Source organism: Burkholderia anthina (genome assembly GCF_001547525.1).
GTDB classification, from domain to species: Bacteria; Pseudomonadota; Gammaproteobacteria; order Burkholderiales; family Burkholderiaceae; genus Burkholderia; species Burkholderia semiarida.
Genome location: NZ_CM003768.1, coordinates 1,280,347 through 1,306,049, shown reverse-complemented (window position 1 = coordinate 1,306,049; position 25,703 = coordinate 1,280,347). Strand labels below are relative to the sequence as shown.

The window sequence follows — 25,703 nt, the reverse complement described above, 5'->3', positions numbered from 1 at the left end:
ACGTTCAGGTGTTCATTGAACCAGCATGGGATCGCCGCATTTGATCGAATCCGGTGTGTTGGTGACATAGGCATTCCCCAGGCTCAGGCCAAGGAGTCCCGTGACGGAAGTCAGGAGCGAATCGATCGGTTGCAGGAGCAGCGGAACGAGTGTGTTCCCGAGCGCGCTCAGAAGCGGACCTAGCAGCTTACTCAACACCTGACTCAGTACTCCGCTCAGATCGATGCCAACTGCCTTCAACGCCGCAAGCAGTCCACTGTCACCCAGCGTCAACGACACCGTCAGACCGTTATTCGTGATGCCTGTCACTGCGGGCGACAGAAACTGGTCCGTTCCGACGCCCAATGCGTACGGCGCCGGCGGATTCGGCGCAGCGGACGACTGCGGCCCGGGATACGAGAACAGCAACTGCGTCGGACTTTGGTTAGCGACGGGCACTGTCGTCATTTGCCCGGGCCGCAAGCCAATGTTGACCGAAATTGCGTTCAGGTCGACGATGCCGAGCGTCAGGGTCTTGACCAAGACCGCCAGCGTGGACGATAACCCGCCAAGGTTCAGCAGATTGAGCAGGCTGCTTAGATTGACGGACACCAGTTGAATCGGAGCCGCGCTGCTGTCGGGCGAATAACCCGACGGCGCAGAGAGATTGATCTTCGTACTTGAAGAACCACCGACATAGACGGCGACGATGCCGGTCTGTACGTTCACTGTCGCACTTTTCGTACCGTTCGCAGAACAGCTGACAGACGCCAAGCCGGCCGTGGCGGGCGCCACGTATGCCGTAATCGGCAATTGAACGGCGGCAAGCGGCGTCGCGCTACCCGACGGGCAACTGCCCCCCGGAAAGACCAACCCGCCAGTAGGGCAGCTCGACAGCAGCGAGATCGACGTATTGAGGAACACGTTGCCCTGCGCGGTCGACGTGTTCGTCGTGCAATCGGATGTTCCGCAATTCGATGGCCCGGGCTGACCGCTCGCAGTGGACGGCGGATTGGCCCCCAACTTGACTGAACCCGAGACGGTCACGTTCAGCAGCGGTGACAGCACCGTAGGCGTCTGAACCGTGACGCTCGGAATGTCGACTGAATTCGTGCCGTTCGCGATCTGCAACGCCGTCGACAGCAAGCCGAGCGCATTGACGCTGGCGTTGACGGCGGAGCTTCCCGTCGCGGTCGCGGCGGAAACGAGTTGACCGAGCGCGATCTGCGGGCCGCCGCAGGCTCCGCCCGGACAAAGGGCGATGACAAGTGCGTTCAGCACCTTCAGGTTCGCCGCGGCCACGCCTTGCTGCGTCGCTGCCTGCACCGCGGCATTGGCCAGTTGACCGAGCGTCACGGTGCCGTTCAGCACGCCCGTACTGGTGCCGACCGGGAGATTGGCCAGAATGCCGGCCAGCTTCAAGTTGACTTGTGCGAGCCCCTGATAGTCGACCAGTTGAAGATTCAGCGCATTGTCGTTCGATCGGGTCAGCGCCTTGAGCAATTGGTTGGCCAATCCACCGTTCAACGCTGCAAGCGACGTGGTCAGCGTAAAAGTGTCGGTGGGTACGCTCTTGGCAATGGCAGATCCGCCAATCGTGACGCCACCGCGAAAAACCCCGTCGACCGGCTCGGTCACCGTGACGCAAACGGCGTTGATCGACTGGCCATTGACCGCTCCGGCCGACAGACCCGCGCACTGGTTTCCGCTGATCGGGTCACCCGACACCGGTGTGAACTGCGCGCTGCCACTGCCCTGGGGCGCGGTCCAGATGCCGCACGACACGGAAACTTTCGAACCCGCCGGCAATGCATTCGTCGCCGGGTTCGCGATTTGACTGGCTGCGGTCCTCGCCGCCTGGCAAGTCGAGTCGGTCGTGACCTGAGAGACCGCCGACAACGCGGCCAGATCGGCCGCGGCTTGCATCCGGCGTCTTTCGGCATAGAAATGACCGACGTCGATCGCACCCAGGATAATGATCGCGGCCAGCGTCCAGATCGTCGCCACGATCGCGACGCCACCGCGCTGGCGACTTCCGCCGGGACTGCCGGCGCTCACCCGCCGCCCCGCGTGCGATTGATCTGCGCGCATGGTCATCCCGCTTATTGCGCGCCCTGCCCGCCGCCCGACATGCCACCCACTGCGCCGAGTTGCGAACTCATCGAATCCGGAATCTTGTTCTTGAACGAATCCAGATAGCGCTGGTACGCAAGCGACGCGACGTCGCCGAACACAGGTTGCGTCGGGGCCGCCGCGCGGTTGTCGCGTTGCATCGCGAGCCAGTCTTTGGTCGAGCGGCCGACCTCGGACGCACCCAGTGTCACGGCGTCTTGACCGTATGCGGCAGCAGAACCCGTTACGATGCAGACGATAGCGGCCAGCGCCGCCATCCGCCCCGCGCGTGCGCTTCGATTGTGTGCGTTGTCGTTCATATCGTTCCCCGATAGCTGTTCATTGCGCAAACCGTTGCAGCAGCGGCACAGTCTGGTCGTAACCGAAGTTGTTCGCCATCGGCGTGATCGCCGTCGTCGCGCCGGGCCGCGACACCACCGGCGGCGTCGCGATCGCGCGCTGCTGCGCACGCACTGCCGCGGCAATCTTCGCGGCATCACCATTGATGTCCTTGCGAATTTCCGGCGGCAGATGCTGCTGGTTCATCAGCCGTTGCGCATCCTGCGCACGTCCTGCCGCAAACAGATACAGCACAAGGTTGCTGACGATTTTTGGATTGCGCTGATCGAGTTCGGCAGCTTTCATCAGCGGCACTCGCGCGCCGACGACGTCGCCGCTGCGCAACTTCGCATAAGCAAGGTCGGACAGTAGCGACGGATCCGTCGGCGCGAGCTCCGACGCTTGCGTCAGCGCTTGCACCGCACGGTCGAAATCGCCTGCGGCGCCCGCAAGCAACCCCAGCCCGCGATAGCCGCGTGCCGCAAGCGGCGTCTTCAGCAATTGTCCATACACAGCGGCACTTGCGGCCGGCTGGTCGGTCATCCGCAGCGCGTCCGCACGCAACAGGATCGATTCCGGCATGACACCGTATGTCTTGTCATATGCATCGATGTGCGCGAGCGACGCGTAATAGAGGCCCTGCGCTTGCATGCGCTGAATCAGACCGAGATACATCCCCGGCGTATCGGGCACGGATTGCTTCTGATCTGCTGCTTGCATCAGTGCCGCACGCTCGGTCTGCGCGCCGACGCCATACCCGCTTTCCTTGGTCGCGCATGCACCGAGCAGCAGCGCCGCCGCCAGCATGCCCGCCCGGGTTACCGCTTCGCCGATTCGCTTCATCGTCTGTCCTTCCATCCTTCAATGCTGCGACGACAACGCGCGCATCACCGCCAGCATGCCCGGTCCCGCCGTCACGATCAGCAAGGCCGGCAACAGCGTCAGCACCATCACGCCCGTCATCTTTACCGTCAATCTGCCGATCCGTTCGCGCAGCATCGCACGACGCGTCTCGCGCAAACGATCGCCGAACTGCTTGAGCGGTTCCTGCACCGCACCGCCATGCTTGTCGACCTGAATCATCAATCGCACGATCGCGCGCAAATCCTCGTTGTCGAATCCACTGGACAGCCGCTGCAGCGACTGCTCGCGCGTACGGCCCGCGGCGAACTGACGCTGCGCGATTCCCACCTCCGACGACAAGACCGGCAGCATCCCCCGAAAATCGTTCGTCACGACCTGCAGGCTTTGATCGAGCGACAGGCCGACGCCTTGCAGCAAGCGCAACATGTCGACGAGTAGCGGCAATTCGTCGACGACGCTCTGTCGCCGCGACGCGGCGCGGCGCTGCACGTAGAGTTTCGGCAGCATGAAGCCGAGCCCGAAGGCAGCGCACATGCCGACCATCCAGATGCTGCCTTTCATGCGCCCGCTCGCGAAAATCGCGAACAGCAGCGGCAACACGATCCCGCATGCCACCCGCGCGCTCAGAAACAGCCCACGCGTGCGTGCATCGACATACCCGCACTGCTCCAGCAGGCGACGATCCTCTTCCGCGACGGCATATTTGCCGAATCCGGTGTCCAGCCAGCGCATGCCTGCCGCCGACAGGCGATCCAGCCAACGTTCGACGCGCCGCCCGCGACGCGCGTTGGCTTTCGCCTGCGCATCGCCATCCTGCGCGGGCCGCGCTTTCGCCGCCTCCAGTGCAGCCATTCGCCGATCCAGCGCATCGACCAATGCTCGTTCCGCCCGCGCCGCGGCATTCGCACGTAACGTCACGGCCATCCCGAGGAGCAGCACCCCGAGCGCGCCCACGGCCAACGCAATCGCCCCGATCTGAGTTGCTGTCATAGCGTCACCTGAGCCGAGCCATTCGATACAACCATATGCTGCCGACCACTTGAGCCAGGAACGCGATCATGAGCAGCGACCGCCCGCTCGGATCGCCCCACATCCCGTACAGGTACTTCGGATTGGTCATCACGACAAAGCTCCCGATTGCGATCGGCAGCATGACGAGGACGAACGCGGACAGCCGCGTCTCCGACGACATCGCGGTCAATTCACGCTCGGCCTGCTCGAGATCGCGCATGAATACGGCCATCCGCTCGAGCATCACATCCGCACGACCGCCATATTTGACCGACAAACGCAACACCGACCCGACGAGCTCAAACTCTTCGGTCCGGTAGATCTTCGCGATGTGCATCATGGCGCGGTCGATCTCGATACCGCCGCGCAGCATCCGCGACACGACGTCGAGACAGCCGCGCAGCGGCTCCTCGGTCGTCAACAGTGACGACTGGAAAGCAGCCGGTACGCTGTTGCCCAGTGTCACGAGACGCACGATCCCGTCGAGGAACGACGGGATCTGCCGGACGATCTTCAGCCGTCGCCGCTGGATCCGCGACGCGAGCCAGACACCGAGTATCGCGCTACCGCAAATGATCGCCGCGCAACACGCCAGCATGCCGCCGTGACTGCCGGCGATGACCGCAGCCGCAACGAGCGCGGCAAGCGCGATGACCGCCTTGCCGCGCGCATCGTCTATCCCCGCACGGCTTGCGAGGTTGGACAGATATTCGGATGCGGTCGCATACCAGTGCACCCAAAAGGCATCCGACGATACCTTCCGTGCCGCTCCCGGCTGCTGTACGGCACGCACTGCACCAGCCGCCGGCGCACGCTTCGCCGGTGCGTCGACACGTGCGCCAGGCTCGAGCCGGCTGTCGATGAAACGCTTCGCGTCGGTCCTTACGCGCCGGGTCTGCGCGTGATGCCACAGCATCATCGCAGCCGCGACACACAGCATCGCGAGCGCCAGCGCCCACACCATCCCGCTATACATTGAAACCCCCGCCGCCGCGGCCGAACCCGCCACCGCCAAAGCCGCCGCCACCGAATCCGGCATCGCCGAACCCACCGCTCGTCAGCGTCTGACGGAAGCGCGCAAGCTTCGGTGAATGCGGATGAATGCCCAGGGTTTCCCAGTGATCGACTTCCTCGCCCTCCGGCGTCACCCGCGCTTCATAGCGGTAAAGCTCCTGGGTCGCGATGATGTTGTCGGACAGCCCGGTCACTTCGGTGATCGACAGAATCCGTCGCCGCCCGTTCGACAGGCGTCCGATCTGCACGATGAAGTCGATGGCGTTCGCGATCTGCCGACGCAGGCTCGACTCGGTGCCCTGGAAACCTGCAAAACCGGCAAGCATCTCGAGACGGTACAGACACTCGCGTGGAGAACTCGCGTGCACCGTGCCCATCGAGCCGTCGTGGCCTGTGTTCATGGCCTGCAGCATTTCCAGCACCTCGCCGCCGCGTACTTCGCCGACGATGATCCGGTCCGGACGCATCCGCAACGTATTGCGCAGCAAGTCGCGAATCGACACGATACCGGTGCCGTCGAACCCGCCCGGACGGCTCTCGAGCCGCACGACGTGCGGGTGGTTCAGCGACAACTCGGCCGTATCCTCGATCGTCACGACACGCTCGATTTCCGGAATATGGAACGCGAGCGCGTTGAGCAGCGAGGTCTTGCCGGAACTCGTACCGCCCGACACGAGAATGTTGCAGCGCGCCTCGACCGCCGCCTGAAGCAACGTGTTGATCTCTTCGTTGAATGTCCCGTTACCAAGCAGGTCGGACGGCTTCAGCGGATCCTTGCGGAATTTTCGGATCGACACGACCGGACCATCGATCGACAGCGGCTCGATCACGACGTTCACGCGTCCGCCGTCGGGCAGCCGTGCATCGACCATCGGATTCGACTCGTCGAGCCGGCGGCCGATCGGCGCGAGTATCCGCCGCACGATGCGCAACAGGTGCGCGTTATCGGTGAAACGCACCGGCAGCTTGGCAAGAATCCCGTGACGTGACACATACACGTCGTTGTAGCCGTTGATCAGGATGTCCTCGACCGCCGGGTCCGCCAGCAAATCCTCGATCGGGCCGAAACCCGCGAGTTCCTTCGTCAGCGCCTCCGCGATCGTCCGTACCTCGTTTTCATTGAGCGGAATGCGGCGCAGGCGCACGAAGCTGTCGATCTCGAGATCGACGAACTGGTTGATCGCCTGGCGGGACCATCTGCCGAACTCGGCGCCCAATTCTTCGATGCGCGTCAGCAAGTGTTCGTGCGCGGCATTCTTGATGTCGTGGAACTGCTGAGTCTGGGAGAACGGCGCTGCGCCGTCGGCAAATTGAATGTCGTGTGCCATCGCTTACGACCGCTTGGACAAGGGTTGAATGAAACGCTTCAGCGCGGACAGTCCAGACGCCGGACCGGGTGCAGCCGGACGAATCGACACGCCCGGCAGCCGCGCGGCGAGCGACTCGAGCGCGCGCACGTACGGATCGCGCTCCGCCATATCGACGATGAGTCGCCCCTGGTTTGCCGCATGACCGATCGCGACGCGGCGCGACGGCAACGTGCCGGCCAGCGACAGCCCGAGCCGCTCCGCGATCTGCCCGGGCGTCAGATCGAGCGCGGGGTCGTACTGGTTGACGACGAGCCGCATGCGATCGGTCTCGACACCCGCATCGCGCAGCCCGGTGAGCAAATCGGCCGCCGACACGATCGACGCGACACCCTGATCGCAGACGAGCCATGCTTCGTCGGCGGAGCTCGTGATTTGTGCAACGAATTCGCGGTTCGAAAAACCGCCGAGGTCGACGATCTGCTGATCGAAGAATGCGCGAAACCGGTTCAGCAAACCGGCGCACGACGCGTACGACACGTCGCGCAGCGCGCCAAGATCCGCCGGCAGCGTCGTCAACGCAACGCCGCTCTCGTGCCGGGTCAGCGCGGTATTCACGAAGGTCCTGTCGATGCGGCGCAGGTTGTGAACCGCATCGATGAAATGGAATTCACAGCGGGTATTCAGGAACAACGCGCCATCACCCGCTGGCAACCCGAGGTCGACGAGCGCGGTCTGGCGACCGGCCGGCGTCCCGCCGTTCGGCACGCCGCTCCCGTCCGGGCTCACCGAGCGCTTCTGCAACCATACGGCCAGATTCGCCGCGAGCGTGCTCACCCCCATGCCCGCACGCGCGCCGAGCAATGCAACGAGCTTGCCGTGGCGGCTCGCCGGCTCGCCGACGTTCTCCAGCAACCCGCGCGTGGTGCGCAAAGCATCTTCCGCCGGAGCCGACACGTCGATGAAATCGCGAACGCCGGCGCGCAAGGCAGCGAGCGTGCTCTCCGGCTGTGCGAGCGAACCCAGCGCGACGATCGGCAGCCCCGGATGCGTGGCGCGAATCGCAGCCGCGGCAATGCTCGCCGCCGTGCTGCCGTCGGAGAAATCGATAAAAACGAGCGTCGGATTGAGGCCCGTAATGCGTTGCGCCAGCACACCCGGATCGAGCGATGCGGCCTCGACCGCGCCGGCCGATACGAGCGTATCGGCCAGCCAGCGGACATGTGCCTCATGCTGCGACGCACAAACGAAATAGTCGGTCACGGCGGGTTCACACAATGATTGAATTCGCGCATTCATGTCGAACACCCCCGATTACACAAGGCGTGGCGTTGCATCGCAAGCCGCGAGACATTCCACTCATTTCGAAAATCCGGGAGCAGCGTCGGGCGACGCAACTCCGCCCAGATACGATTTCCAGACCGGCCCGTCGCGCTGCTCGGACAACTCGCCGGGCGTCGCGGGCAACACTGCACCCTTGGCAATCGGCGCAACGAGATGCGGCGTCACGATGATCAGCAGTTCCTTGTCGTTCTGCTGATAGCTCAGATTCTTGAAGAAGGACCCGATGATCGGCAGATCGCCGAGCAACGGCACCTTGCTCACGTTCGACATCGTCTGGCGATCGATCAGCCCGCCAATCACGAAGCTCTCTCCGTCGCCCAGTTCGACGGTCGTATCCGCGCGGCGCGTCGTAATGCCGGGCACTGCGACGCCGCTGATCGTCACGCTGTTCACGAAGTCGAGCTGACTCGATTCGGGCGCGACCTTCAGCGCGATCCGGCTCGGACTCAAGACCGTCGGCGTCAACGAGAGCCCGACGCCGTATTGCTTCCACTGGATCGCCGTCGAACCGAGCCCCTGCGGCGATGGCACCGGAATCTCGCCTCCCGCGAGGAAGCTCGCGCTCTGCCCGGACAGCGCGACCAGTGTCGGCTCGGCCAACACGCGCGCGAGATTGTTCGCCTCCAGCAGAGACAGGTCGGCAAAGATGCCGCGTCCGGCCGCGTTCACGACGAGGTTGAATGCGGACGCGACTGGCGATCCGAGCGTCGGAACGTATCCCCCGGTCCCCGGGCCCGACCCGCCGCTATAAGATTGCACGCCACCCGGCGAGAACGATCCGAACGAAAAGCCGTTGCTTTGCTTGAAGAAATTGAACCCGACCTGCTTGAGCACCGAACGGCTGAATTCGACGACCCGCACATCGACTTGCACGACGCTCTTGCCGGGCACCGTCGAGCGGTCGATCACGGCGCCCTTTCCGCTCATGTTCTTGCCGACCGCAGCCGCACGCGCATGTGCCTCGAGCGACGCGGCCGAGCCTTGCAGCACGGCCGTGCCGCCGTATGCATTCACACGCGGCGTAGCGCCGTCGAGCACGGCTTGCGCGGCCGCGTCGACCACCGCGACGTTCCAGATCCTCGGTTCATCGTTCCCGCGCTCCCACAGCATCACGTTGGTCGCGCCGGGAGCCTTCGCAGTGAGCAGCACGGAACCGGAGCGACTACCCTTCATGATCAGCACGTCGGCAATTGCCGGATCACCGACTGCGACGCGCTGCAGCGTGCGGCCCGCCGAAATCTGCCGTTGTGCGCCGACGGCGAGTTCGATCGTAGCGCTCGCGCTTGCGAGCGAAGCGAAGGTCATGATGCAGATGGCAATCGCGAATGCAATCAGTGTGTTTTTCATCGTTTGGTAGACCGGCGCGCGGCCTTTTGCTTGTCGTCGCTGATATCGATGGCCGTCGACCTGGTTCAATAAGCAACCGTTTCCGACCGGCCGCCGCGAATCACTTCGATGCCGCCACCCCCGCTCGGCCGTACAGGCGGCGGCAGATGCGACGGCAACGGAGGCAGGTTCGCACTGGCTACGGGCGTTCTCGGTGTGCCGGACAGTTGCTGCAGCGAGACGCCTGCTGCGGCCAGCGCCGACGGCGACAGCTTGTTATCCGTACGCACTGCGACCGTCTGCAGCGCAAGATCGTCGTCACGCGGGTTGCGCAATGCAAAGGTCAGGCGGCCGCTCGCCTCGCCGAGCGTCAGCGCATCGACCTGCGCGGTCGGCACCGCGAGCACCGCGATGCGGGCGCCGGTCGGTTGCCCGTTCCCCCCGTTGTTGTTGCCGCTATCGCGCTCGGCGGTCGCATCGCCGAACGACAGCACCCTGACCTTCGACAACAGAAGCCGCGCCTGGGTCTGTGAAACCTCGCCGTCAAGCATCGTGCTGCCGACCTCGCGTTTCAGGTTCAGGAACACGTCGACGAAATTCCCGGGCCGCAGCCGGTTGCCGACCGCGTTCGTTTCGTCGACCCGAACCGCAACCGCGCGCTCGCCGGGCTGCACGTCCTCGGCAAGCCCCGACACCAGTGCATCCGCAACGACCGGGGTCGAGGCCGGAATGTCGCGAATCGGCACGCGACCAGCCAGCGCAACGGGATCGCTGAAGGCGCCTGCCGGTGCCGGCGCCGTCGCCTGGATCTTCAGCGCATCGGCCGGGATCGGCTGTCCACCGGGCAAAGCACGCGTTGCAATGACGACCGGCACCGCCGTTGCCGCCACCATCGGCTGTGCCGGCGTGGGACTTGACACGCTGCGTCCTAGCACCCATGCATAGATTCCGAGCAGAACCGCGATCGCAATCAGCAGCCCCGCGATGATCTTCGTTATGTTGTTGGCCATGTTGTCGTATGGATGCCGGATTGAATCCAATCAGTTTCTTCTTGTCGCGCGATTTGCACGTGACAGATCTATCGCATCATGATGCCCAACTCACAGCATCGACTGCGGAATTTGCACCACTGCCGTACCCGTCAGTGGTTTGGTCATGATCGTCCCGAGGAACGGCATGATCGTCATCCAGCTATCAGGCGTATAGCTCACCGTGACCGTCAGGCAGTACAGCAACGGCGTAGGCGTTCCGTTGTAGTTGCACTGCTGCGCCACCACGTTGGGCGGACTGCTGTTCAGCCAACCTAGAACGTTCTGCGTGGTCGTCTTGGCGTTCGCGACGCGCGTCGAGAGGTCCGGTGCATAAGCCAACCCAGCACGCGCGCCCTCGCTTGCAGCCAGCGTCAAGCTCTGCTGAATAAGGAAAATCATCCCGAAACTCAGAATCGCGTAGAAAATCACGAAGAACAACGGAAACACGATCGCAAACTCCACCGCTGTCGCTCCACGTTGCCGTCGCCATCTCCGGCATGCGTTCTGTCGTTTCATCGCACGCCCCCGATTGCGACCAGATAGACCAACCAGGCGGCAGCCGGCACCGCGAGGCATGCGGCATAAGGCGTCGCCCGATACCCGCCAACTGCCAGTACTGGCGCGCGCTGCCGCCACAAGCCTCCGAGCGACGTGCGCGACAACAGCATCAGTACGAGCGCGTGCAGCCCTGCAGCCAGACTGGCAGCCACCCAGAGCCAAAGCAGCGCATGCGCACCGCACCAGATGCCGAGCACGGCGAAAATTTTGACGTCTGCTGCGCCCATGACGCGCAGAAGGAAAAACGGCATCAATCCGATCAGGCCGATCAGCATGCCGACCACTGCCTGATGCACGGAAATGCCAAACGGACTCGCGGCCACGCATGCAGCGCCGACCCCGCCGATTAATCCGGCCACGACAAGGGTGTTCGAAATACGGCGGAAACGAATATCGCTGACCACGACCAAGCCGGCCCAGGTCAGAAATATCCCGCTAAAAATGAGATGTTCCATCGCACCACGATCCGCAGCAGATGCAAGGGCGGGCGGATTACCGAGGTAGTCCGCCCGCTACTGCGCCACGACGACTTCCGGAAAAGAAGAAGTTGGCTTAGCCCGCCGTGGTTGTCGGGGTTGCCCGAATCGCGGAGGCAGAACAGTTCGTAGACGAAGGAGACGACACGCACGTGCCGAGATTGGTGAACATGTTGCCGAGACTGCTGCCGATGTTCGTCACCCCGGCGACGATCGCGACAGCGATAAGACCCGCGATCAGCCCATACTCGATCGCGGTAACCCCGTCTTCTTCCTTAAGGAAACGCTTGATGATTGCTTTCATTTTATTCCTCGTGCCTGTATTTACGTTTTCTGGCCTTTTATACGTATACGTCCCCGCATATCTGGCCGTTTGCCCCGGACCGTTCGTCACATCTGCTGTAACGACAACCGGGTGCGCTTTCTTTATAGGTCGCCCCGAAGGGCATTGCTCACGATTTGATGCAAGTTAACATTCGCGATAGCGCTCCTCCTCGAACGTAGTGTACCGAACCGTACATACCCTTACATCTGCTCCGGATTCTATATCCGATCCTATTTGAATTCCAACCTCTTTTAACCACTCTGCCGGAAAAAAATGACCAGGAGCACAACGTATTTGTACGGCGTTTCGGTACGACTTACACATAGGATTTACGATAGGTTAGATGTGCACACCTAATCCACCAGTAAAACAATTGCCGCGTCCACCAAGCCCGTGTGGGCCCCGCGTTACGCCCCACGCGTAACGCCATTGTTGTGACGTTACGTTACGAAACGGGCGAAACCGTTCTCATTCCCCTGCACTTAAACAGATTCAACAATCTTTCAATCTCCGGAACTTCCTTTTCCGACAAGGAATTGCCTCGTTTAAAACCTGTTGCCGAGCCGTTGGGCATCGAAATGGCACGACAGTTGCAGAGTAGTCCTCGCACCACTCAACACAACGCAGTTCACAACACACTTCTAATGCGAGGACGAAATGGACATTAAGGTTATCCCTCATGGCGTGTTCCGGACGACTCTGATCGCGGCCACCGTTGCAGCCATGCTTTCCCTCTCCGCGTGCGGCGGCTCCGGCTCCATCAGCCAGGGCCTCGGCGGCGGCTCGAGCTCGGGCGGCGGCGATACGATCTCCACGTCGGGCGGCAATGGCTCGAGCGGCACGTCGGGCACGAGCGGTACGTCCGGCAGCAGCGGCACCTCGGGCACGAGCGGCACGTCCGGCACTAGCGGGACCTCGGGTACGAGCGGTACGTCGGGCACCAGCGGAACTTCGGGCACGAGCGGTACGTCCGGCACGTCGGGTGTGTCGGCGAATCCAGTGGGAAATGTCCTCGCAAGCACCGGCAACATCGTCACGAATGCCGGCGGCACCGTCTCCGGCCTCGGCTCCGTCATCGGCAGCCAGACGCTGCCGGGCGTCAATCCGGCCACCACGCAAGCCGCGGGCGGCATCGTACAAAGCGTGGGCGGCGCGGTTACCGCCCTGGGCAACGGCCTCGGCAGCGGTCTCGGCCAGCTCGGCGCGACGAAGGATCCGGTCGGCACCACGGTTGCCAGCACCGGCGGCGTGGTCAATCAGCTCGGCGGCGCAGTCACGCAAACGGGCAACCTGGTCACGAGCCTCGGCAGCGGCCCGCTGTCGCCGCTCGCGCCCGTCACGGGCGCCGTCGGCGGCCTCGTCTCGACGCTCGGCGGCGCCGTGTCGAACGGCGGCACCACGCTCACCAACGCGCTGTCGACCGGCCCGATCCAGCAAATCACGCAAACGGTCAGCTCGGCCATCACGCCGATCACGACGATGGTCGGCCAGACGACCCAGACGATCGGTTCGGCAACCGGCCTCGGCGCACCGGTCAACACGCTGCTCGGCACGGTCGGCAACGGCCTGAACCAGGCCGGCGCCCTGCTCGCATCGACGGGCGGCAACCCGGTCACCACGGGCCTCGGCAACACCGTCTCGTCGACCGGCAACACCGTGAAGGCGGTCGGCGGCCTGCTCACGGGCGGCACCGGCGGCGTGACCAACCCGCTCGCTCCGCTCACCGGCATCGTCTCGACGGTCACCGGCGCACTCGGCGGCGCAACGGGTGGCGGCAGCGGCCCGCTCGCGCCGGTCACGGGTCTCGTCTCCACGGTCACCGGTGCACTGGGTGGCGCAGCAGGCGGCAGCGGCGGCCCGCTTGCGCCGGTCACGGGTCTCGTGTCCACGGTCACCGGCGCACTGGGCGGCGCAGCGGGCGGCAGCGGTGGTCCGCTCGCGCCGGTCACGGGCCTTGTCTCGACGGTCACGGGTGCACTGGGTGGCGCAGCAGGCGGCAGCGGTGGTCCGCTCGCCCCGGTTACCGGTCTGGTCTCCACCGTGACGGGCGCGCTCGGCGGCGCAGCAGGCGGCAACGGCGGCCCGCTCGCCCCGGTTACGGGCCTCGTCTCCGCGGTCACCGGCGCACTCGGCAGCGTAGCGGGCGGCGGTAATCCGATTGCCGCTCCGGTCCCCGCTGTCACCAGCACGGTCGGCGCACCGGCACTGAGCGGCGGCACGGGTGCCGTCACGAACTCGGGTTCGTCGTCGAATCTGCTTGCGCCCGTCACGTCGCTGATCGGCGGCCTGCTCGGCGGCACGCACGGCAAGTAATCCGACATCCATTCATCGAAAAGACAGCGAGGAGTCCATCATGTCCCAGCAACGTTCCGTCACGACCGCCGCTCTGCGCCAGTGGCGCGTGCCCCTCACCGCCTTCGCCGCGGCGTGCCTGCTGGCCGCCTGCGGCGGCGGCGGCGTCAGCTCGCCGCCGACCAGCAGCAACGACAACAACAACCCGAGCACGAGCGGCACGCCGGGCACGAGCGGCACCAGCGGCTCGTCGACCGGCACCAAGGGCGTCATCAGCACGGTCGGCCAGACGGCCAGCGACCTCGGCAGCACGGTCGGCAACATCAGCCTGCCGGGCCTCGGCGACGGCGTGACGAAGGGCGTCGGCAGCACACTGGCGAGCACCGGCACGATCGTCGGCGCGGCAGCCGACGCGGTGAGCAACGGGCTCGGGCAGATCGGCTCGACGAAGGACCCGGTCGGAACCACGGTGGCCGGTCTCGGCAACGTCGTCGGTGCGACCAGCAACACGGTGTCCGGCCTGAGCTCGACGGTCAAGGCGCTGGGCACGGGCCCGCTGGCACCGCTCGCGCCGGTCACGACGCCGGTCGGCACCGTGCTGGACACGGTCGCCAACGGCCTGACGGCCGCCGGCACGACGATCGGCTCGACGCTGTCGTCGGGCGCCGTGCAGCAGGTCACGCAGCCGATCAGCTCGGCGATCACGCCGCTCGTGATCACCGCCGGCCAGGTCACGCAGCAGGTCGGCACAACGACCGGCCTCGGCCAACCCGTGTCGGGCCTGCTCGGCCAGATCGGCGGCGCCATCAGCTCGGCCGGCAAGCAGGTCGGCGCAACGTCGAGCCAGCCGCTCGTCGGCGACGTCGGCCAGCTCGTGACCGCGGTCGGCAATACCGTGACCAACGCCGGCGGCCTCGTCAATCCGAACGGCCCGAACGGCGCGGCACCGATTCCCGGCCTGATCACGAGCCTCGTCGGCGGCTCGACGGCAACCGTCCAGAACGGCTCGTCATCGGGTTCCGGTTCGACGAACCCGCTCGGCGGCCTGTTGTCGGGTCTCGGCTCGACGCCGCTCGGCTCGCTCACGGGCGCGCTCGGCGGTGCAACGGGCGGCTCGGGCAGCAGCCCGCTCGCACCGGTCACGGGCCTCGTCTCGACGGTCACCGGCACGCTCGGCGGCGCAACGGGTGGCGCAGGCAGTGCAAACCCTCTCGCGCCCGTCACCGGTTTGCTGAATACTGTCACCGGAGCAGTGGGCAGTGCGGCAGGGTCCGGGGGCTCGAGCCCGCTCGCGCCGGTCACGTCGCTGGTCGGCAGCGTGTCGGGTACGGCATCGTCCGGCAGCGGTTCGACGGGCCTGCTGGCGCCGGTCACGGGGTTGCTGGGTACGCTGGGTAGCGTCGGCAAGTAAGGAGGACGGTCGCGTCATCGCAGCCGGAGCGAATGACGCGGCCGTACCAACACGCCCGGCATGGCGGCACGCGGCGCGCGACACCCTGGTGTCGCGTGCCGGCATTACAAAGAAGACGAAAAGCAAGGCCTACGAGGAAGAACAATGAAATCCAGACTCGACAGATGGATGATGCTGCTCGCCATCGCGGCAGCAGGCACGGCACAGGCACAAACGCGCGTCGGCGGTAACCCGCTCGACTCCCTCCCCCAGATCAACGCACCGAAGACGGGCCCGAACGTCACCGTTCAGGTCGCGCCGCAGGCGCCGCAATTGCAGGAGCTGCTGTCGCGGCACCTGACGCCGAAGACGTTCCAGGTCGAAGGCGTGAAGTCGATACCGTTCGAGGAAATCACGCGCCGCTTCACGCCCCTCGTCGGCAAGGACATCACGATCGGCGAGCTGATCGAAACCGCCAACGGCGTGACGAAGCTGTATCAGGAACGCGGCTACGCGCTGTCGTTCGCGTTCGTTCCCGCGCAGACGTTCGAGAACGGCGTCGTGCGCATCACGGTGGTCGAAGGCTATGTGTCGGACGTCAAGGTCACCGGCAAACCCGGCGCGATGGAACCGAAGATTCGCGCCATTGCCGCGCACATCACGGCCGATCGTCCGCTGCGCCGGGCCACGTTCGAGCGCTACGTGAACACGTTCGGCCTGCTGCCCGGCCTCACGGTGAAAGCGAACGTCCCGCCGCCGCAAACCACCGACGGCGCGACGACGCTCGAGCTCGCAGTCGATCGCAAGCCATTCAACGTCAGCACGGGGGTCGACTTCAACCACCCGGGCGTCCAGGGCCTCATCACCGCGACCGAAAACGGCCTTACGCGGTTCGGCGAGCAGTTGAGCATCTCGGCGCTCGCACCGCCGGGACGCGACAAGCAGACCTACTTCGCGTTCAGCGGCGCGCTGCCGGTCGGCAGCAGCGGCCTGATCACGCGTCTCGATGCGAGCACGTATCGCGGCAAGCCGACCGACAACCCCGGCCTGCCGTCGTCAGTCGAGCGCACGGTCAAGAACGAGAAACTCGGACTTTCGGCGTCCTATCCGATCTTGCTGAACAACCAGCGCAGCCTGCTCGGCACCGTGTCTGGCTATGCGTCGCACAACGAAGATCGTTACCAGAGCAAGATCAACGGCAACAGCATCGACACGCGCTCGCAAGTCCGCGTGCTGCAGATGCAGCTCGACTACACGAGTGTCCAGCCGAAACAGGTGCAGAAGCTGAGCGTCAACGTCGCGAAGGGCTTCAACATCCTCGGCGCATCGAAAGCGCAGGACATTACCGTCGGTACGACGACGACCTCGGTGGACAGCCCGATCTCGCTGACTTTCGTTCGCACCGGCGCGACCTTCACGCAGACGAACGAATGGCCGTTCCGGATCGGCACGTCGGTTTCGCTGACCGGGCAATACAGTCCCGACTCGCTGCCGACGTCCGAACAGATATCGTTCGGCTCGACCCGTTACGCGCTCGGTTACCAGCCGGGCGAAACGTCGGGCGACTCGGGCTGGGGGATGTCGCTGGAAGTCAACCGCGGCTTCACGCCGGGCTGGACGTATCTGAAATCGATCACGCCGTACATCGCGTACGACATGGCCCGCGTGTATCTGCACGCGGGCACGCCATCGCCGAACCGCATGTCGTCGGTCGCCGTCGGCGTGCGGCTCACGGACAGCCGCTACTACAGCCTCGATCTGAACGTCGCGAAACCAGTGGGCGATGCGCCGGTCGAAAGCGCGTCACGCAGCCCGCGCATCAACGCCGCGTTCTCGTATCAGCTCAACTGATCGGTCACCCAAACCACGAAACGGCCGGCGCGATGCCGGCTGTTTCGATTAGAGTCCCCTCTATCAAACGTGGCGTGCTGTTTCACGTATTCTGACGAAGCTCGCAACATGCCCGCCCCATGCAGACGGTCGTGCGAGCGAATCGACAGACATGCAAAACAAGGAGGAAGACAATGATTCAACTGACCCGCCCGTTGCGTGCAATCGCCATCGCCGGCGCCCTGCTCGCGTGCGCAGCGCCCACGTTCGCGCAGGCCGACAGCCCGATCGGCATGTGGCAGACGATCGACGACAACACCCATCAACCGAAGGCACTGGTACAGATCGCCGAGGACGGCGACGGCTCGCTGACGGGCAAGGTCGTCAAGGGACTCGGCGCGAACGATACACCCGATCGCCGCTGCACCGCGTGCACGGACGAGCGCAAGGATCAGCTCATCAAGGGCATGACGATCATCAAGGCGATGAAGAAGGACGGCGACCACTGGGACGGCGGCAACATCCTCGACCCGGAGAACGGCAAGGTCTACAAGTGCAAGATGACGCTTGAAGACGGCGGCCAGAAGCTCGTGGTGCGCGGCTACATCGGCGTGTCGCTGCTGGGCCGGTCACAAACCTGGGTTCGCCAGCAATAACGCGGTACGCGCCCGAACGCGCGATTAGCAGGGCTCAATAAAAAATCGGCCTGCGACGACGTCGCCAGGCCGATTGCTTTTGGTGCGCGCACAACGGAAACCGATGGCCATCACGCTGCGTGCTTCATCGCATCCGGTGCATAGCTGCCCGGTGCGCGATATGCGGGCGCCGCGTTGCTGCGCGCCTGCGCCGCCTTCGATTGCGTGTGCTTGCGCATCCGCGCGGACAGTTCATTGCAAAGATTCATGCCGGCGTCGCCATAAAGCTCGCGCATCACGTTCATCAACGTGCCCGTTTCGTGCCATACCTTGAAGCGGCGATGACATGTTTGATACGACGGGTAACGGCGCGGCATGGCCGACCACGTTGCGCCGCTGTAGATCACCCACAGCACACCGTTCAGCACGGCGCGCGTATTGGCTAACGGCCGGCCGCGCAACTCGGTGCGCGGCTGCATTTCGGGCAGAAGCGGCGCGACGCAGCGCCATTCGTGGTCGGTCAAATCGCGATACGGTGTCATGGACATCTCCAGCCTTAATAACCATGACACCACAATATCGGCTCACCTCAACGATGAATATAAGACAAATCCGAAAATACCCGAAGATTGACGAAATTTAACCGAAATTGATGTTTAAACCCCGCCACTTTCCCGACCCGCAACCGGTTCAGGTCAACGACGTATCGACGATACGGCGCGGCGTTTCGAGATACTCCTTCGACTGCATCTCGACGATGCGCGAGACCGTACGCGCGAATTCGTTGGCCATCGGGCCTTCGACGTACAACGCCTCCGCCGGCACCGCCGCGGACATCAGCAGCTTGACCTTGTGATCGTACAGCACGTCGATGAGCCACGTGAAGCGGCGCGCTTCGGACGCCATCCGCGGCGACATCTGCGGCACCTCGGACAGCACGATCGCATGGAAGCGGCTCGCCAGTTCGAGGTAATCGTTCTGCGAACGCGGGCCGCCGCACAACGTCGCGAAATCGAACCACACGACGCCGTCCGCCTTGCGCAGCGCCTTGAGCTCACGCTTCTCGATATGCAGGATCGGGCTCTCGTCGGGCACGGCCGCGAGCTTGCCGAATGCATGGCGCAATTCGCGATCGGCGTCGGCGCCGAGCGGCGTGTGATACATCTTCACCTGCGCGAGCGTGCGCTGGCGATAGTCGACGCCCGCATCGACGTTGAGCACGTCGAGCTTCTCCTTGATCAGCGCGATCGCCGGCAGCATGCGGTCGCGATGCAGGCCGTCCGGATACAGGTCGTCGGGATCGTAATTGGACGTCATCACGAACTGCACGCCGTTGTTGAACAGGCGATCGAGCAGCCGGTACAGGATCATCGCGTCGGCGATGTCCGACACGTGGAACTCGTCGAAGCAGATCAGCCGGTAGCGCTTCGCGATGCGTCGTGCGAGTTCGTCGAGCGGATCGGCCTGCCCTTTCAGCTCCTCGAGCTCGCGGTGCACTTCGCGCATGAATTCGTGGAAATGCAGGCGCGTCTTGCGCTGCACGGGCACCACCGCGTAGAAGCTGTCCATCAGGAAGCTCTTGCCGCGGCCGACACCGCCCCACATATAGACGCCGCGCGGGAGATCCGGATGATTGATGAGCTTCTTGAACGCGTTCGAGCGGCGCGCCTTGTACTCGACCCATTCGTCGAAACAGCGCTGCAGGCGATCGACGGCCGCGCGCTGAGCGGGATCGGACTGATAGCCGCGCGTGGTCAGCTCGCGCGTGTAGTATTCGGTGACGTTCATCGGGCAAACCGGAAAGAACGAAGGCGAGCGGGAAACCCCGCCCGCCTTCGTCATGAGACGGCTGCGCCGGCCGACGGCCGGCAGGCGCTACGCCGTGCTCAGCTGTTCAGCGAGCGCTTGTCGACGGCGAGCGCCGCTTCGCGCATCACTTCCGACATCGACGGGTGCGGATGGCAGATGCGGGCGATGTCTTCCGACGCCGCCTTGAATTCCATCGCCACCACGGCTTCCGCGATCAGGTCCGACGCGTTCGCGGCGATCACGTGCACGCCGAGCAGTTCGTCGGTCTTCGCATCCGCGATCATCTTCACGAAGCCGTCCGGCGCGTTCATGCCGAGCGCGCGGCCATTGATCGAGAACGGGAACTTGCCCGTCTTGATCTCGCGGCCTTCCGCCTTCAGTTGCTGCTCCGTCTTGCCGACCCATGCGATTTCCGGGTACGTGTAGATCACCCACGGAATGCAGTTGTAGTCGATGTGCGGCTTCTGGCCGTCGATCACTTCCGCGACCAGCACGCCTTCGTCTTCCGCCTTGTGCGCGAGCATCGGGCCGCGCACCACGTCGCCGATCGCGTAGACGTTCGGCACGGCCGTACGGCAGTGGTCGTCCACATCGATGAAGCCGCGCTCGTTCGCCTTCAGGCCGATGGCCTCGAGGCCGAGGTTGTCGGTGTTCGGCACGCGGCCGACCGACACGATCAGGCGGTCGGCGTCGAGCGTCTGCGCATTGCCGTCCTTGTCCGTGTAGGCGATCGACACACCGTTCGCGGTCGTCTTCACGTCACCGATCTTCACGCCGAGATGGATGTCGAGGCCCTGCTTCTTGAACAGCTTGGCCGCTTCCTTCGCGAGCGCTTCGTCGGCTGCGCCGAGGAATGCCGGCAGCGCTTCGAGCACCGTCACTTCGGCGCCCAGGCGGCGCCACACCGAGCCGAGCTCGAGGCCGATCACGCCTGCGCCGATCACGGCGAGCTTCTTCGGCACCGAGTCGAACGTCAACGCGCCTTCGTTGTCCGACACGATCTTGTTGTCGACCGGAATGCCCGGCAGATGACGCGCCTTCGAGCCCGTCGCGATGATCACGTTCTTCGCGGTGACGACTTCGGCTTCGCCCTCGCCGCTCACTTCGATCTGCACGCCGGCATCGGTCTTGCCGGTGAACTTGCCATGGCCCTTCAGCCAGGTGATCTTGTTCTTCTTGAACAGGAACTCGATCCCGCTCGTCATCTTCTCGACGATCGCATCCTTGCGGCCGAGCATCTTCGCGACGTCGATCTTCACGCCGTCGACGGTGATGCCGTGGTCGGCAAGGTGATGCGACGTGTTCTCGAACTCTTCCGACGAAGCCAGCAGCGCCTTCGACGGGATGCAGCCGACGTTCAGGCAGGTGCCGCCGAGCTTCAGCGCGCCGGCCGGGTTCTTCCACTTCTCGATACAGGCAACGGTCTTGCCGAGCTGCGCGGCGCGAATCGCGGCGATGTAGCCGCCAGGGCCGGCGCCGATCACGACGACGTCAAATTCCTTGGACATGACAATCCTTTCTACTTGTACGCCTGCACGTTCGCGCGTGGGCGCGAACGTGCAGAACGGGTCGATGCAGTGAGACTCGGCTTACAGGTCGAGCAGCAGGCGTGCCGGATCTTCCAGCGCGTCCTTCATCGCGACGAGCGACAGCACGGCTTCGCGGCCGTCGATGATGCGGTGGTCGTACGACAGCGCGAGGTAGTTGATCGGGCGGATCACGATCTGGCCGTTTTCGACGACCGGGCGCTCCTTCGTCGCGTGCACGCCGAGGATGGCCGACTGCGGCGGGTTGATGATCGGGGTCGACAGCATCGAGCCGAACACACCGCCGTTCGAGATCGAGAACGTACCGCCCGTCATTTCCTCGATCGACAGCTTGCCGTCCTTCGCCTTCTGGCCGAATTCGGCGATCTTCTTCTCGATCTCGGCGAGGCTCAGCTGATCCGCGTTGCGCAGGATCGGCACGACCAGGCCGCGCGGCGAACCGACCGCGATACCGATGTCGAAGTAGCCGTGGTAGACGATGTCGTTGCCATCGATCGACGCGTTCACCAGCGGGAACTTCTTCAGTGCATGGACGGCCGCCTTCACGAAGAACGACATGAAGCCGAGCTTCACGCCATGTTCCTTCTCGAACTTGTCCTTGTACTTGTTACGCAGCTCCATGACCGGAGCCATGTTCACTTCGTTGAACGTCGTCAGGATCGCGTTGGTCTGCTGCGACTCGAGCAGACGCTCGGCGATACGCGCACGCAGGCGCGACATCGGCACGCGCTGTTCCGGACGGTCGTTCAGCCAGGTCGCTGCCGACGCCGGCACCTTCACTTCCGGCAGCGACGGCTTCGCGACGGCGGTCTTCGCCGGTGCGGCGGCCGGAGCAGCCTTCGGTGCGCTGCCTGCCGCCAGCGCGTCGCCCTTCGTGACGCGGCCGTCGCGGCCCGAACCCGCGACGTCGCCCGTCGACAGGCCCTTCTCGGCCAGCAGCTTGGCCGCGGCCGGCGACGCGGCCGCCGAGCTCGATGCGGTGGCGGCGGCCGGTTGCGCAGCCGGTGCGGCTGCGGCGGGCGCCGCAGCCGGCTTGACTTCGGCGGCCCCTGCCGCGGCTTCGGCGGCACCTGCCTTCGCTTCGGTGTCGATCGTCGCGATCACCTGATCGGCGACCACCGTGTCACCGTCGTTCTGCAGCACTTGCGCGAGCACGCCCGCCGCCGGCGCCGGCACTTCGAGGACGACCTTGTCGGTCTCGAGTTCGATCAGGATTTCGTCCTGCGCGACTGCTTCGCCCGGCTTTTTCTTCCACTGCAGCATGGTGGCTTCCGACACCGACTCCGACAGCTGGGGGACTTTGACTTCTACGATAGCCATGTGATTTTCCTGGATGCTTAATCTGGGGTATGACGAGGTTCGTGCGATTCCTTCGGCCGGTGCGGCGCGCCACGCGCCGGCGGGCCAAAAGGAACGGGAAAGCGCCGTGCGCCTTCCCGTTTCGCTTGACGTCGGTTATTTCGCGATCGATGCGCTCTTCAGGCGGCCGAATGCACCTTCGATCAGGGCCTTCTGCTGCTCGTAGTGCTTCGCGTAGTAGCCAACCGCCGGCGAGGCCGAAGCCGGACGGCCGCTGTACGCCAGCTTCTGCCCTTCCTTCATGCCTTCCTTCAGGTGGTGCTCGACGTAGAACCAGGGGCCCTGGTTCTGCGGCTCGTCCTGCACCCAGACCACTTCAGTCGCGTTCTCGTACTTCTTCATTTCGGCTTCGAACTGCTTGTGCGCGAACGGATACAGCTGCTCGATACGGATGATCGCGACGTCGTTCGCCTTCGCTTCGCGGCGGTGCGCGACGAGGTCGTAGTACACGCGGCCCGAGCACACCAGCACGCGCTTGACCTTCTTCGCGTCGATGCCGCCGTCGATTTCGCCCAGCACCGGCTGGAACGAGCCCTTCGCGAGTTCCGACAGGTCCGACACCGCTTCCTTGTGGCGCAGCAGCGACTTCGGCGTCGCGACGATCAGCGGCTTGCGGAACAGGCGGATCATCTGGCGGCGCAGCAGATGGAAAATCTGCGCCGGCGTCGTCGGCTGGACGACCTGCATGTTGTGATCGGCACACAGCTGCAGGAAACGCTCGATACGCGTGGACGAGTGTTCCGGACCCTGGCCTTCGTAGCCGTGCGGCAGCAGCATCGTGAGACCCGACACGCGGCCCCACTTCACTTCGCCCGACGAGATGAACTGGTCGATCACGACCTGCGCGCCGTTGACGAAGTCGCCGAACTGCGCTTCCCACAGCACGAGCGTGTTCGGCTCGGCGGTCGAGTAACCGTATTCGAAGCCCAGCACCGCTTCTTCCGACAGCACCGAGTCGATCACCGTGAACTTCGCCTGGCCTTCGGCGATGTTCTGCAGCGGCACGTACGTGCCGTCGTTCCAGCGCTCGCGGTTCTGGTCGTGCAGCACCGCGTGACGGTGCGTGAACGTGCCGCGGCCCGAGTCCTGGCCCGTCAGGCGCACCGAGTAGCCCGATGCGACGAGCGACGCGAATGCGAGATGTTCGGCCATGCCCCAGTCGAGCGGCTGATCGCCGCGCGCCATGTTGCGGCGGTCGTTGATCACGCGCTCGACGAGCGGGTGAACCTTGAAGTTTTCCGGGACCGTCGTGATGCGTTCGCCCAGGCGCTTCAGTTCGGCGAGCGGCACGGCCGTGTCGGCCGCGTCCGTCCACTTGCGGTTCAGGAACGGCACCCAGTCGACCGCGTACTTGCTCTTGTAGTTCGACAGGACCGGGTCGACGGTGTGGTGGCCGTCGTCCATCGCCTTGCGGTACGCCTTCACGTAGTTGTCGGCGTCTTCGGCGGTGATCACGCCCTGCTGCACGAGCTTCTCGGCGTACAGCGCACGGGTGCCCGGGTGCTGCGCGATCTTCTTGTACATCAGCGGCTGCGTGACGGCCGGCGTGTCCTGCTCGTTGTGACCCAGCTTGCGGAAGCAGACGATGTCGATCACGACATCCTTGTGGAACTGCATCCGGTAGTCAATCGCGATCTGGATCGCGAGCACGACGGCTTCCGGATCGTCGCCGTTCACGTGCAGCACCGGCGCTTCGATCATCTTGACGACGTCGGTACAGTACAGCGTCGAGCGCGCGTCGCGCGGGTCGGACGTCGTGAAGCCGATCTGGTTGTTGATGACGATGTGCAGCGTGCCGTGCGTGCCGTAACCGCGCGTCTGCGCGAGGTTCAGCGTTTCCATCACGACGCCCTGGCCGGCGAAGGCCGCGTCACCGTGGATCTGCACCGGCAGCACTTGCAGGCCGTCCTCGTCGCCGCGGCGGTCCATCCGCGCCTTCGCGGAACCTTCGACCACCGGGTTCACGATTTCGAGGTGCGACGGGTTGAACGCGAGCGACAGGTGGACCGGGCCGCCTTCCGTCGACACGTCCGACGAGAAGCCCTTGTGGTACTTCACGTCGCCGGCCGGCAGATCGTCGACGTGCTTGCCTTCGAATTCGGCGAACAGGTCGGCCGGCATCTTGCCCAGCGTGTTGACCAGCACGTTCAGACGGCCGCGGTGCGCCATGCCGATGATGATTTCCTGCACGCCGCTCTTGCCCGCGTGCTGGACGACTTCGTCCATCGCCGCGATGAAGCTTTCGCCGCCTTCGAGCGAGAAGCGCTTCTGGCCGACGTACTTGGTGTGCAGGTAGCGCTCGAGGCCTTCGGCGGCCGTCAGGCGATTCAGGATGTGCTTCTTCTTGTCGGCCGAGAACGACGGCGTCGCGCGGGTCGACTCCAGGCGCTCCTGCCACCAGCGCTTCTGTTCCGGATCGCTGATGTACATGTACTCGGCGCCGATCGTGCCGCAGTACGTGTCGCGCAGACCCTTGACGATGTCGCGCAGCGACGCCTGGTCGAAACCGAAGTACAGGTTGCTTGCGCTGTACGTCTGGTCGAGATCGCCTTCGGAGAAGTCGTAGAAAGCCGGTTCGAGCTCGGGGATGGCGGGACGTTCGCGGCGCTTCAGCGGATCGAGATTGGCCCATTGCGAGCCGAGGAAGCGGTAGGCGCTGATCAGCGACTGGACGTGCACCTGCTTGCGTGCGGTCGCGAGGTTGCTGGTGCTTTCGCGCGGGATGAAGGCATTGGCCTTCGCACGCTCGGCGAACGATTCGACGATCGGGAAGTGAGCGACGTCATTGGCGTTCGAGCCGTCCGTTGCAGGCACGTTCTGCAGCGCGTCGAAATACTCTCGCCAGTTCTCCGGCACCGACGCCGGATTGTTGAGGTATGCATCGTACAGTTCTTCAACGTACGAAGCATTGCCGCCGAACAGATAGGAGTTCAGCTGAAACTGCTTCATTACATCTGACATTTTACGCTCACCTTTCTTCGAGCTTCTCGAGAAATAGCGGGTTACTCAACCTTCCGCGACACGGCCTGACCGTTTAGCGGATTGCGAATCAAGTCTTGCTTGGAAGGACCTAAAACTTGCGTGCGCGCAGCATATCACAGAACCGATACCGGAGTTCGCGGCGAAATGTGCGTGAAAGCACCGCGCGACGGGGT

The 25,703-nt window shown here is 64.3% G+C and carries 21 protein-coding genes; 4 read left to right on the top strand and 17 right to left on the bottom strand.

The features are described 5' to 3' along the window. Nucleotides 1–12: 12 nt before the first annotated feature. From WS64_RS05970 to WS64_RS05915, 12 genes are all read right to left on the bottom strand, one after another. The gene (locus WS64_RS05970) at nt 13–2,076 is read right to left on the bottom strand and encodes a pilus assembly protein TadG-related protein (RefSeq protein WP_244166571.1); all 2,064 of its coding nucleotides are present in this window, start codon (nt 2,074–2,076) and stop codon (nt 13–15) included. A 5-nt stretch (nt 2,077–2,081) separates the two neighbouring features. After that, nucleotides 2,082–2,411: a DUF3613 domain-containing protein gene (locus WS64_RS05965; protein WP_060965982.1), complete on the bottom strand. Its 330-nt coding sequence runs from the start codon at nt 2,409–2,411 to the stop codon at nt 2,082–2,084. Nucleotides 2,412–2,430: 19 nt separating this feature from the next. Further along, nucleotides 2,431–3,273, bottom strand: a complete 843-nt coding sequence (locus tag WS64_RS05960) for a tetratricopeptide repeat protein (protein ID WP_060318757.1) — start codon at nt 3,271–3,273, stop codon at nt 2,431–2,433. Nucleotides 3,274–3,291: 18 nt separating this feature from the next. Then, a complete protein-coding gene (locus tag WS64_RS05955; RefSeq protein ID WP_060318302.1) occupies nt 3,292–4,284 on the bottom strand; it encodes a type II secretion system F family protein in 993 nt (330 codons plus the stop codon). Between the two features lie 4 nt (nt 4,285–4,288). After that, entirely contained in the window at nt 4,289–5,281 is a 993-nt protein-coding gene (locus WS64_RS05950) for a type II secretion system F family protein (protein WP_060965981.1), read from the bottom strand. Next, complete coding sequence (locus tag WS64_RS05945; protein WP_059575728.1) at nt 5,274–6,647, bottom strand: CpaF family protein; 1,374 nt, start codon at nt 6,645–6,647, stop codon at nt 5,274–5,276. Before WS64_RS05945 ends, WS64_RS05950 begins: the two co-directional genes overlap by 8 nt. 3 nt (nt 6,648–6,650) lie before the next feature. Further along, nucleotides 6,651–7,925 (bottom strand): fimbrial protein, encoded by a 1,275-nt coding sequence (locus WS64_RS05940; RefSeq protein ID WP_060965980.1) that lies wholly within the window; start codon nt 7,923–7,925, stop codon nt 6,651–6,653. A 60-nt stretch (nt 7,926–7,985) separates the two neighbouring features. Further along, entirely contained in the window at nt 7,986–9,317 is a 1,332-nt protein-coding gene (locus tag WS64_RS05935) for a type II and III secretion system protein family protein (protein ID WP_060966895.1), read from the bottom strand. Nucleotides 9,318–9,382: 65 nt separating this feature from the next. Beyond that, complete coding sequence (cpaB, locus tag WS64_RS05930; RefSeq protein ID WP_060965979.1) at nt 9,383–10,306, bottom strand: Flp pilus assembly protein CpaB; 924 nt, start codon at nt 10,304–10,306, stop codon at nt 9,383–9,385. A 90-nt stretch (nt 10,307–10,396) separates the two neighbouring features. Beyond that, nucleotides 10,397–10,843 (bottom strand): TadE/TadG family type IV pilus assembly protein, encoded by a 447-nt coding sequence (locus WS64_RS05925; protein ID WP_059575733.1) that lies wholly within the window; start codon nt 10,841–10,843, stop codon nt 10,397–10,399. Next, a complete protein-coding gene (locus WS64_RS05920; protein ID WP_060965978.1) occupies nt 10,840–11,340 on the bottom strand; it encodes an A24 family peptidase in 501 nt (166 codons plus the stop codon). The genes WS64_RS05925 and WS64_RS05920 overlap by 4 nt, the downstream gene beginning before the upstream one ends. Before the next feature lie 97 nt (nt 11,341–11,437). Beyond that, on the bottom strand, nt 11,438–11,665 hold the full coding sequence (locus tag WS64_RS05915; RefSeq protein WP_060965977.1) for a Flp family type IVb pilin: 228 nt from the start codon (nt 11,663–11,665) through the stop codon (nt 11,438–11,440). Between the two features lie 678 nt (nt 11,666–12,343). Here WS64_RS05915 and WS64_RS05910 point away from each other — a divergent pair. From WS64_RS05910 to WS64_RS05895, 4 genes are all read left to right on the top strand, one after another. Next, nucleotides 12,344–13,999 carry a collagen-like triple helix repeat-containing protein gene (locus WS64_RS05910; RefSeq protein WP_060965976.1) on the top strand — a complete coding sequence of 552 codons (1,656 nt, stop codon included), beginning with the start codon at nt 12,344–12,346 and terminating at the stop codon, nt 13,997–13,999. 40 nt (nt 14,000–14,039) lie between these two features. Then, on the top strand, nt 14,040–15,389 hold the full coding sequence (locus tag WS64_RS05905; protein WP_060965975.1) for a collagen-like triple helix repeat-containing protein: 1,350 nt from the start codon (nt 14,040–14,042) through the stop codon (nt 15,387–15,389). Between the two features lie 144 nt (nt 15,390–15,533). After that, entirely contained in the window at nt 15,534–17,219 is a 1,686-nt protein-coding gene (locus WS64_RS05900) for a ShlB/FhaC/HecB family hemolysin secretion/activation protein (protein ID WP_059575744.1), read from the top strand. A gap of 173 nt (nt 17,220–17,392) precedes the next feature. Beyond that, the gene (locus tag WS64_RS05895) at nt 17,393–17,854 is read left to right on the top strand and encodes a DUF2147 domain-containing protein (RefSeq protein WP_006483501.1); all 462 of its coding nucleotides are present in this window, start codon (nt 17,393–17,395) and stop codon (nt 17,852–17,854) included. Between the two features lie 110 nt (nt 17,855–17,964). On the opposite strand, the gene WS64_RS05890 is transcribed toward WS64_RS05895, so the two are convergent. From WS64_RS05890 to WS64_RS05870, 5 genes are all read right to left on the bottom strand, one after another. Further along, nucleotides 17,965–18,375: a transposase gene (locus WS64_RS05890; RefSeq protein ID WP_059575747.1), complete on the bottom strand. Its 411-nt coding sequence runs from the start codon at nt 18,373–18,375 to the stop codon at nt 17,965–17,967. 148 nt (nt 18,376–18,523) lie between these two features. Further along, on the bottom strand, nt 18,524–19,621 hold the full coding sequence (gene zapE, locus WS64_RS05885; RefSeq protein WP_059575749.1) for a cell division protein ZapE: 1,098 nt from the start codon (nt 19,619–19,621) through the stop codon (nt 18,524–18,526). 98 nt (nt 19,622–19,719) lie between these two features. Next, complete coding sequence (lpdA, locus tag WS64_RS05880) at nt 19,720–21,150, bottom strand: dihydrolipoyl dehydrogenase (RefSeq protein WP_059575751.1); 1,431 nt, start codon at nt 21,148–21,150, stop codon at nt 19,720–19,722. A gap of 81 nt (nt 21,151–21,231) precedes the next feature. After that, complete coding sequence (odhB, locus tag WS64_RS05875) at nt 21,232–22,509, bottom strand: 2-oxoglutarate dehydrogenase complex dihydrolipoyllysine-residue succinyltransferase (RefSeq protein ID WP_060965974.1); 1,278 nt, start codon at nt 22,507–22,509, stop codon at nt 21,232–21,234. A 135-nt stretch (nt 22,510–22,644) separates the two neighbouring features. Then, nucleotides 22,645–25,509: a 2-oxoglutarate dehydrogenase E1 component gene (locus WS64_RS05870; protein WP_059575755.1), complete on the bottom strand. Its 2,865-nt coding sequence runs from the start codon at nt 25,507–25,509 to the stop codon at nt 22,645–22,647. Between the last annotated feature and the right edge of the window lie 194 nt (nt 25,510–25,703).

What these genes read in the sequence shown, in the direction of transcription:
- WS64_RS05970 (WP_244166571.1), bottom strand. Translation starts at nt 2,076, where the DNA reads ATGACCATGCGCGCAGATCAATCGCACGCGGGGCGGCGGGTGAGCGCC.
- WS64_RS05965 (WP_060965982.1), bottom strand. Translation starts at nt 2,411, where the DNA reads ATGAACGACAACGCACACAATCGAAGCGCACGCGCGGGGCGGATGGCG.
- WS64_RS05960 (WP_060318757.1), bottom strand. Translation starts at nt 3,273, where the DNA reads ATGAAGCGAATCGGCGAAGCGGTAACCCGGGCGGGCATGCTGGCGGCG.
- WS64_RS05955 (WP_060318302.1), bottom strand. Translation starts at nt 4,284, where the DNA reads ATGACAGCAACTCAGATCGGGGCGATTGCGTTGGCCGTGGGCGCGCTC.
- WS64_RS05950 (WP_060965981.1), bottom strand. Translation starts at nt 5,281, where the DNA reads ATGTATAGCGGGATGGTGTGGGCGCTGGCGCTCGCGATGCTGTGTGTC.
- WS64_RS05945 (WP_059575728.1), bottom strand. Translation starts at nt 6,647, where the DNA reads ATGGCACACGACATTCAATTTGCCGACGGCGCAGCGCCGTTCTCCCAG.
- WS64_RS05940 (WP_060965980.1), bottom strand. Translation starts at nt 7,925, where the DNA reads ATGAATGCGCGAATTCAATCATTGTGTGAACCCGCCGTGACCGACTAT.
- WS64_RS05935 (WP_060966895.1), bottom strand. Translation starts at nt 9,317, where the DNA reads ATGAAAAACACACTGATTGCATTCGCGATTGCCATCTGCATCATGACC.
- cpaB (WP_060965979.1), bottom strand. Translation starts at nt 10,306, where the DNA reads ATGGCCAACAACATAACGAAGATCATCGCGGGGCTGCTGATTGCGATC.
- WS64_RS05925 (WP_059575733.1), bottom strand. Translation starts at nt 10,843, where the DNA reads ATGAAACGACAGAACGCATGCCGGAGATGGCGACGGCAACGTGGAGCG.
- WS64_RS05920 (WP_060965978.1), bottom strand. Translation starts at nt 11,340, where the DNA reads ATGGAACATCTCATTTTTAGCGGGATATTTCTGACCTGGGCCGGCTTG.
- WS64_RS05915 (WP_060965977.1), bottom strand. Translation starts at nt 11,665, where the DNA reads ATGAAAGCAATCATCAAGCGTTTCCTTAAGGAAGAAGACGGGGTTACC.
- WS64_RS05910 (WP_060965976.1), top strand. Translation starts at nt 12,344, where the DNA reads ATGGACATTAAGGTTATCCCTCATGGCGTGTTCCGGACGACTCTGATC.
- WS64_RS05905 (WP_060965975.1), top strand. Translation starts at nt 14,040, where the DNA reads ATGTCCCAGCAACGTTCCGTCACGACCGCCGCTCTGCGCCAGTGGCGC.
- WS64_RS05900 (WP_059575744.1), top strand. Translation starts at nt 15,534, where the DNA reads ATGAAATCCAGACTCGACAGATGGATGATGCTGCTCGCCATCGCGGCA.
- WS64_RS05895 (WP_006483501.1), top strand. Translation starts at nt 17,393, where the DNA reads ATGATTCAACTGACCCGCCCGTTGCGTGCAATCGCCATCGCCGGCGCC.
- WS64_RS05890 (WP_059575747.1), bottom strand. Translation starts at nt 18,375, where the DNA reads ATGACACCGTATCGCGATTTGACCGACCACGAATGGCGCTGCGTCGCG.
- zapE (WP_059575749.1), bottom strand. Translation starts at nt 19,621, where the DNA reads ATGAACGTCACCGAATACTACACGCGCGAGCTGACCACGCGCGGCTAT.
- lpdA (WP_059575751.1), bottom strand. Translation starts at nt 21,150, where the DNA reads ATGTCCAAGGAATTTGACGTCGTCGTGATCGGCGCCGGCCCTGGCGGC.
- odhB (WP_060965974.1), bottom strand. Translation starts at nt 22,509, where the DNA reads ATGGCTATCGTAGAAGTCAAAGTCCCCCAGCTGTCGGAGTCGGTGTCG.
- WS64_RS05870 (WP_059575755.1), bottom strand. Translation starts at nt 25,509, where the DNA reads ATGTCAGATGTAATGAAGCAGTTTCAGCTGAACTCCTATCTGTTCGGC.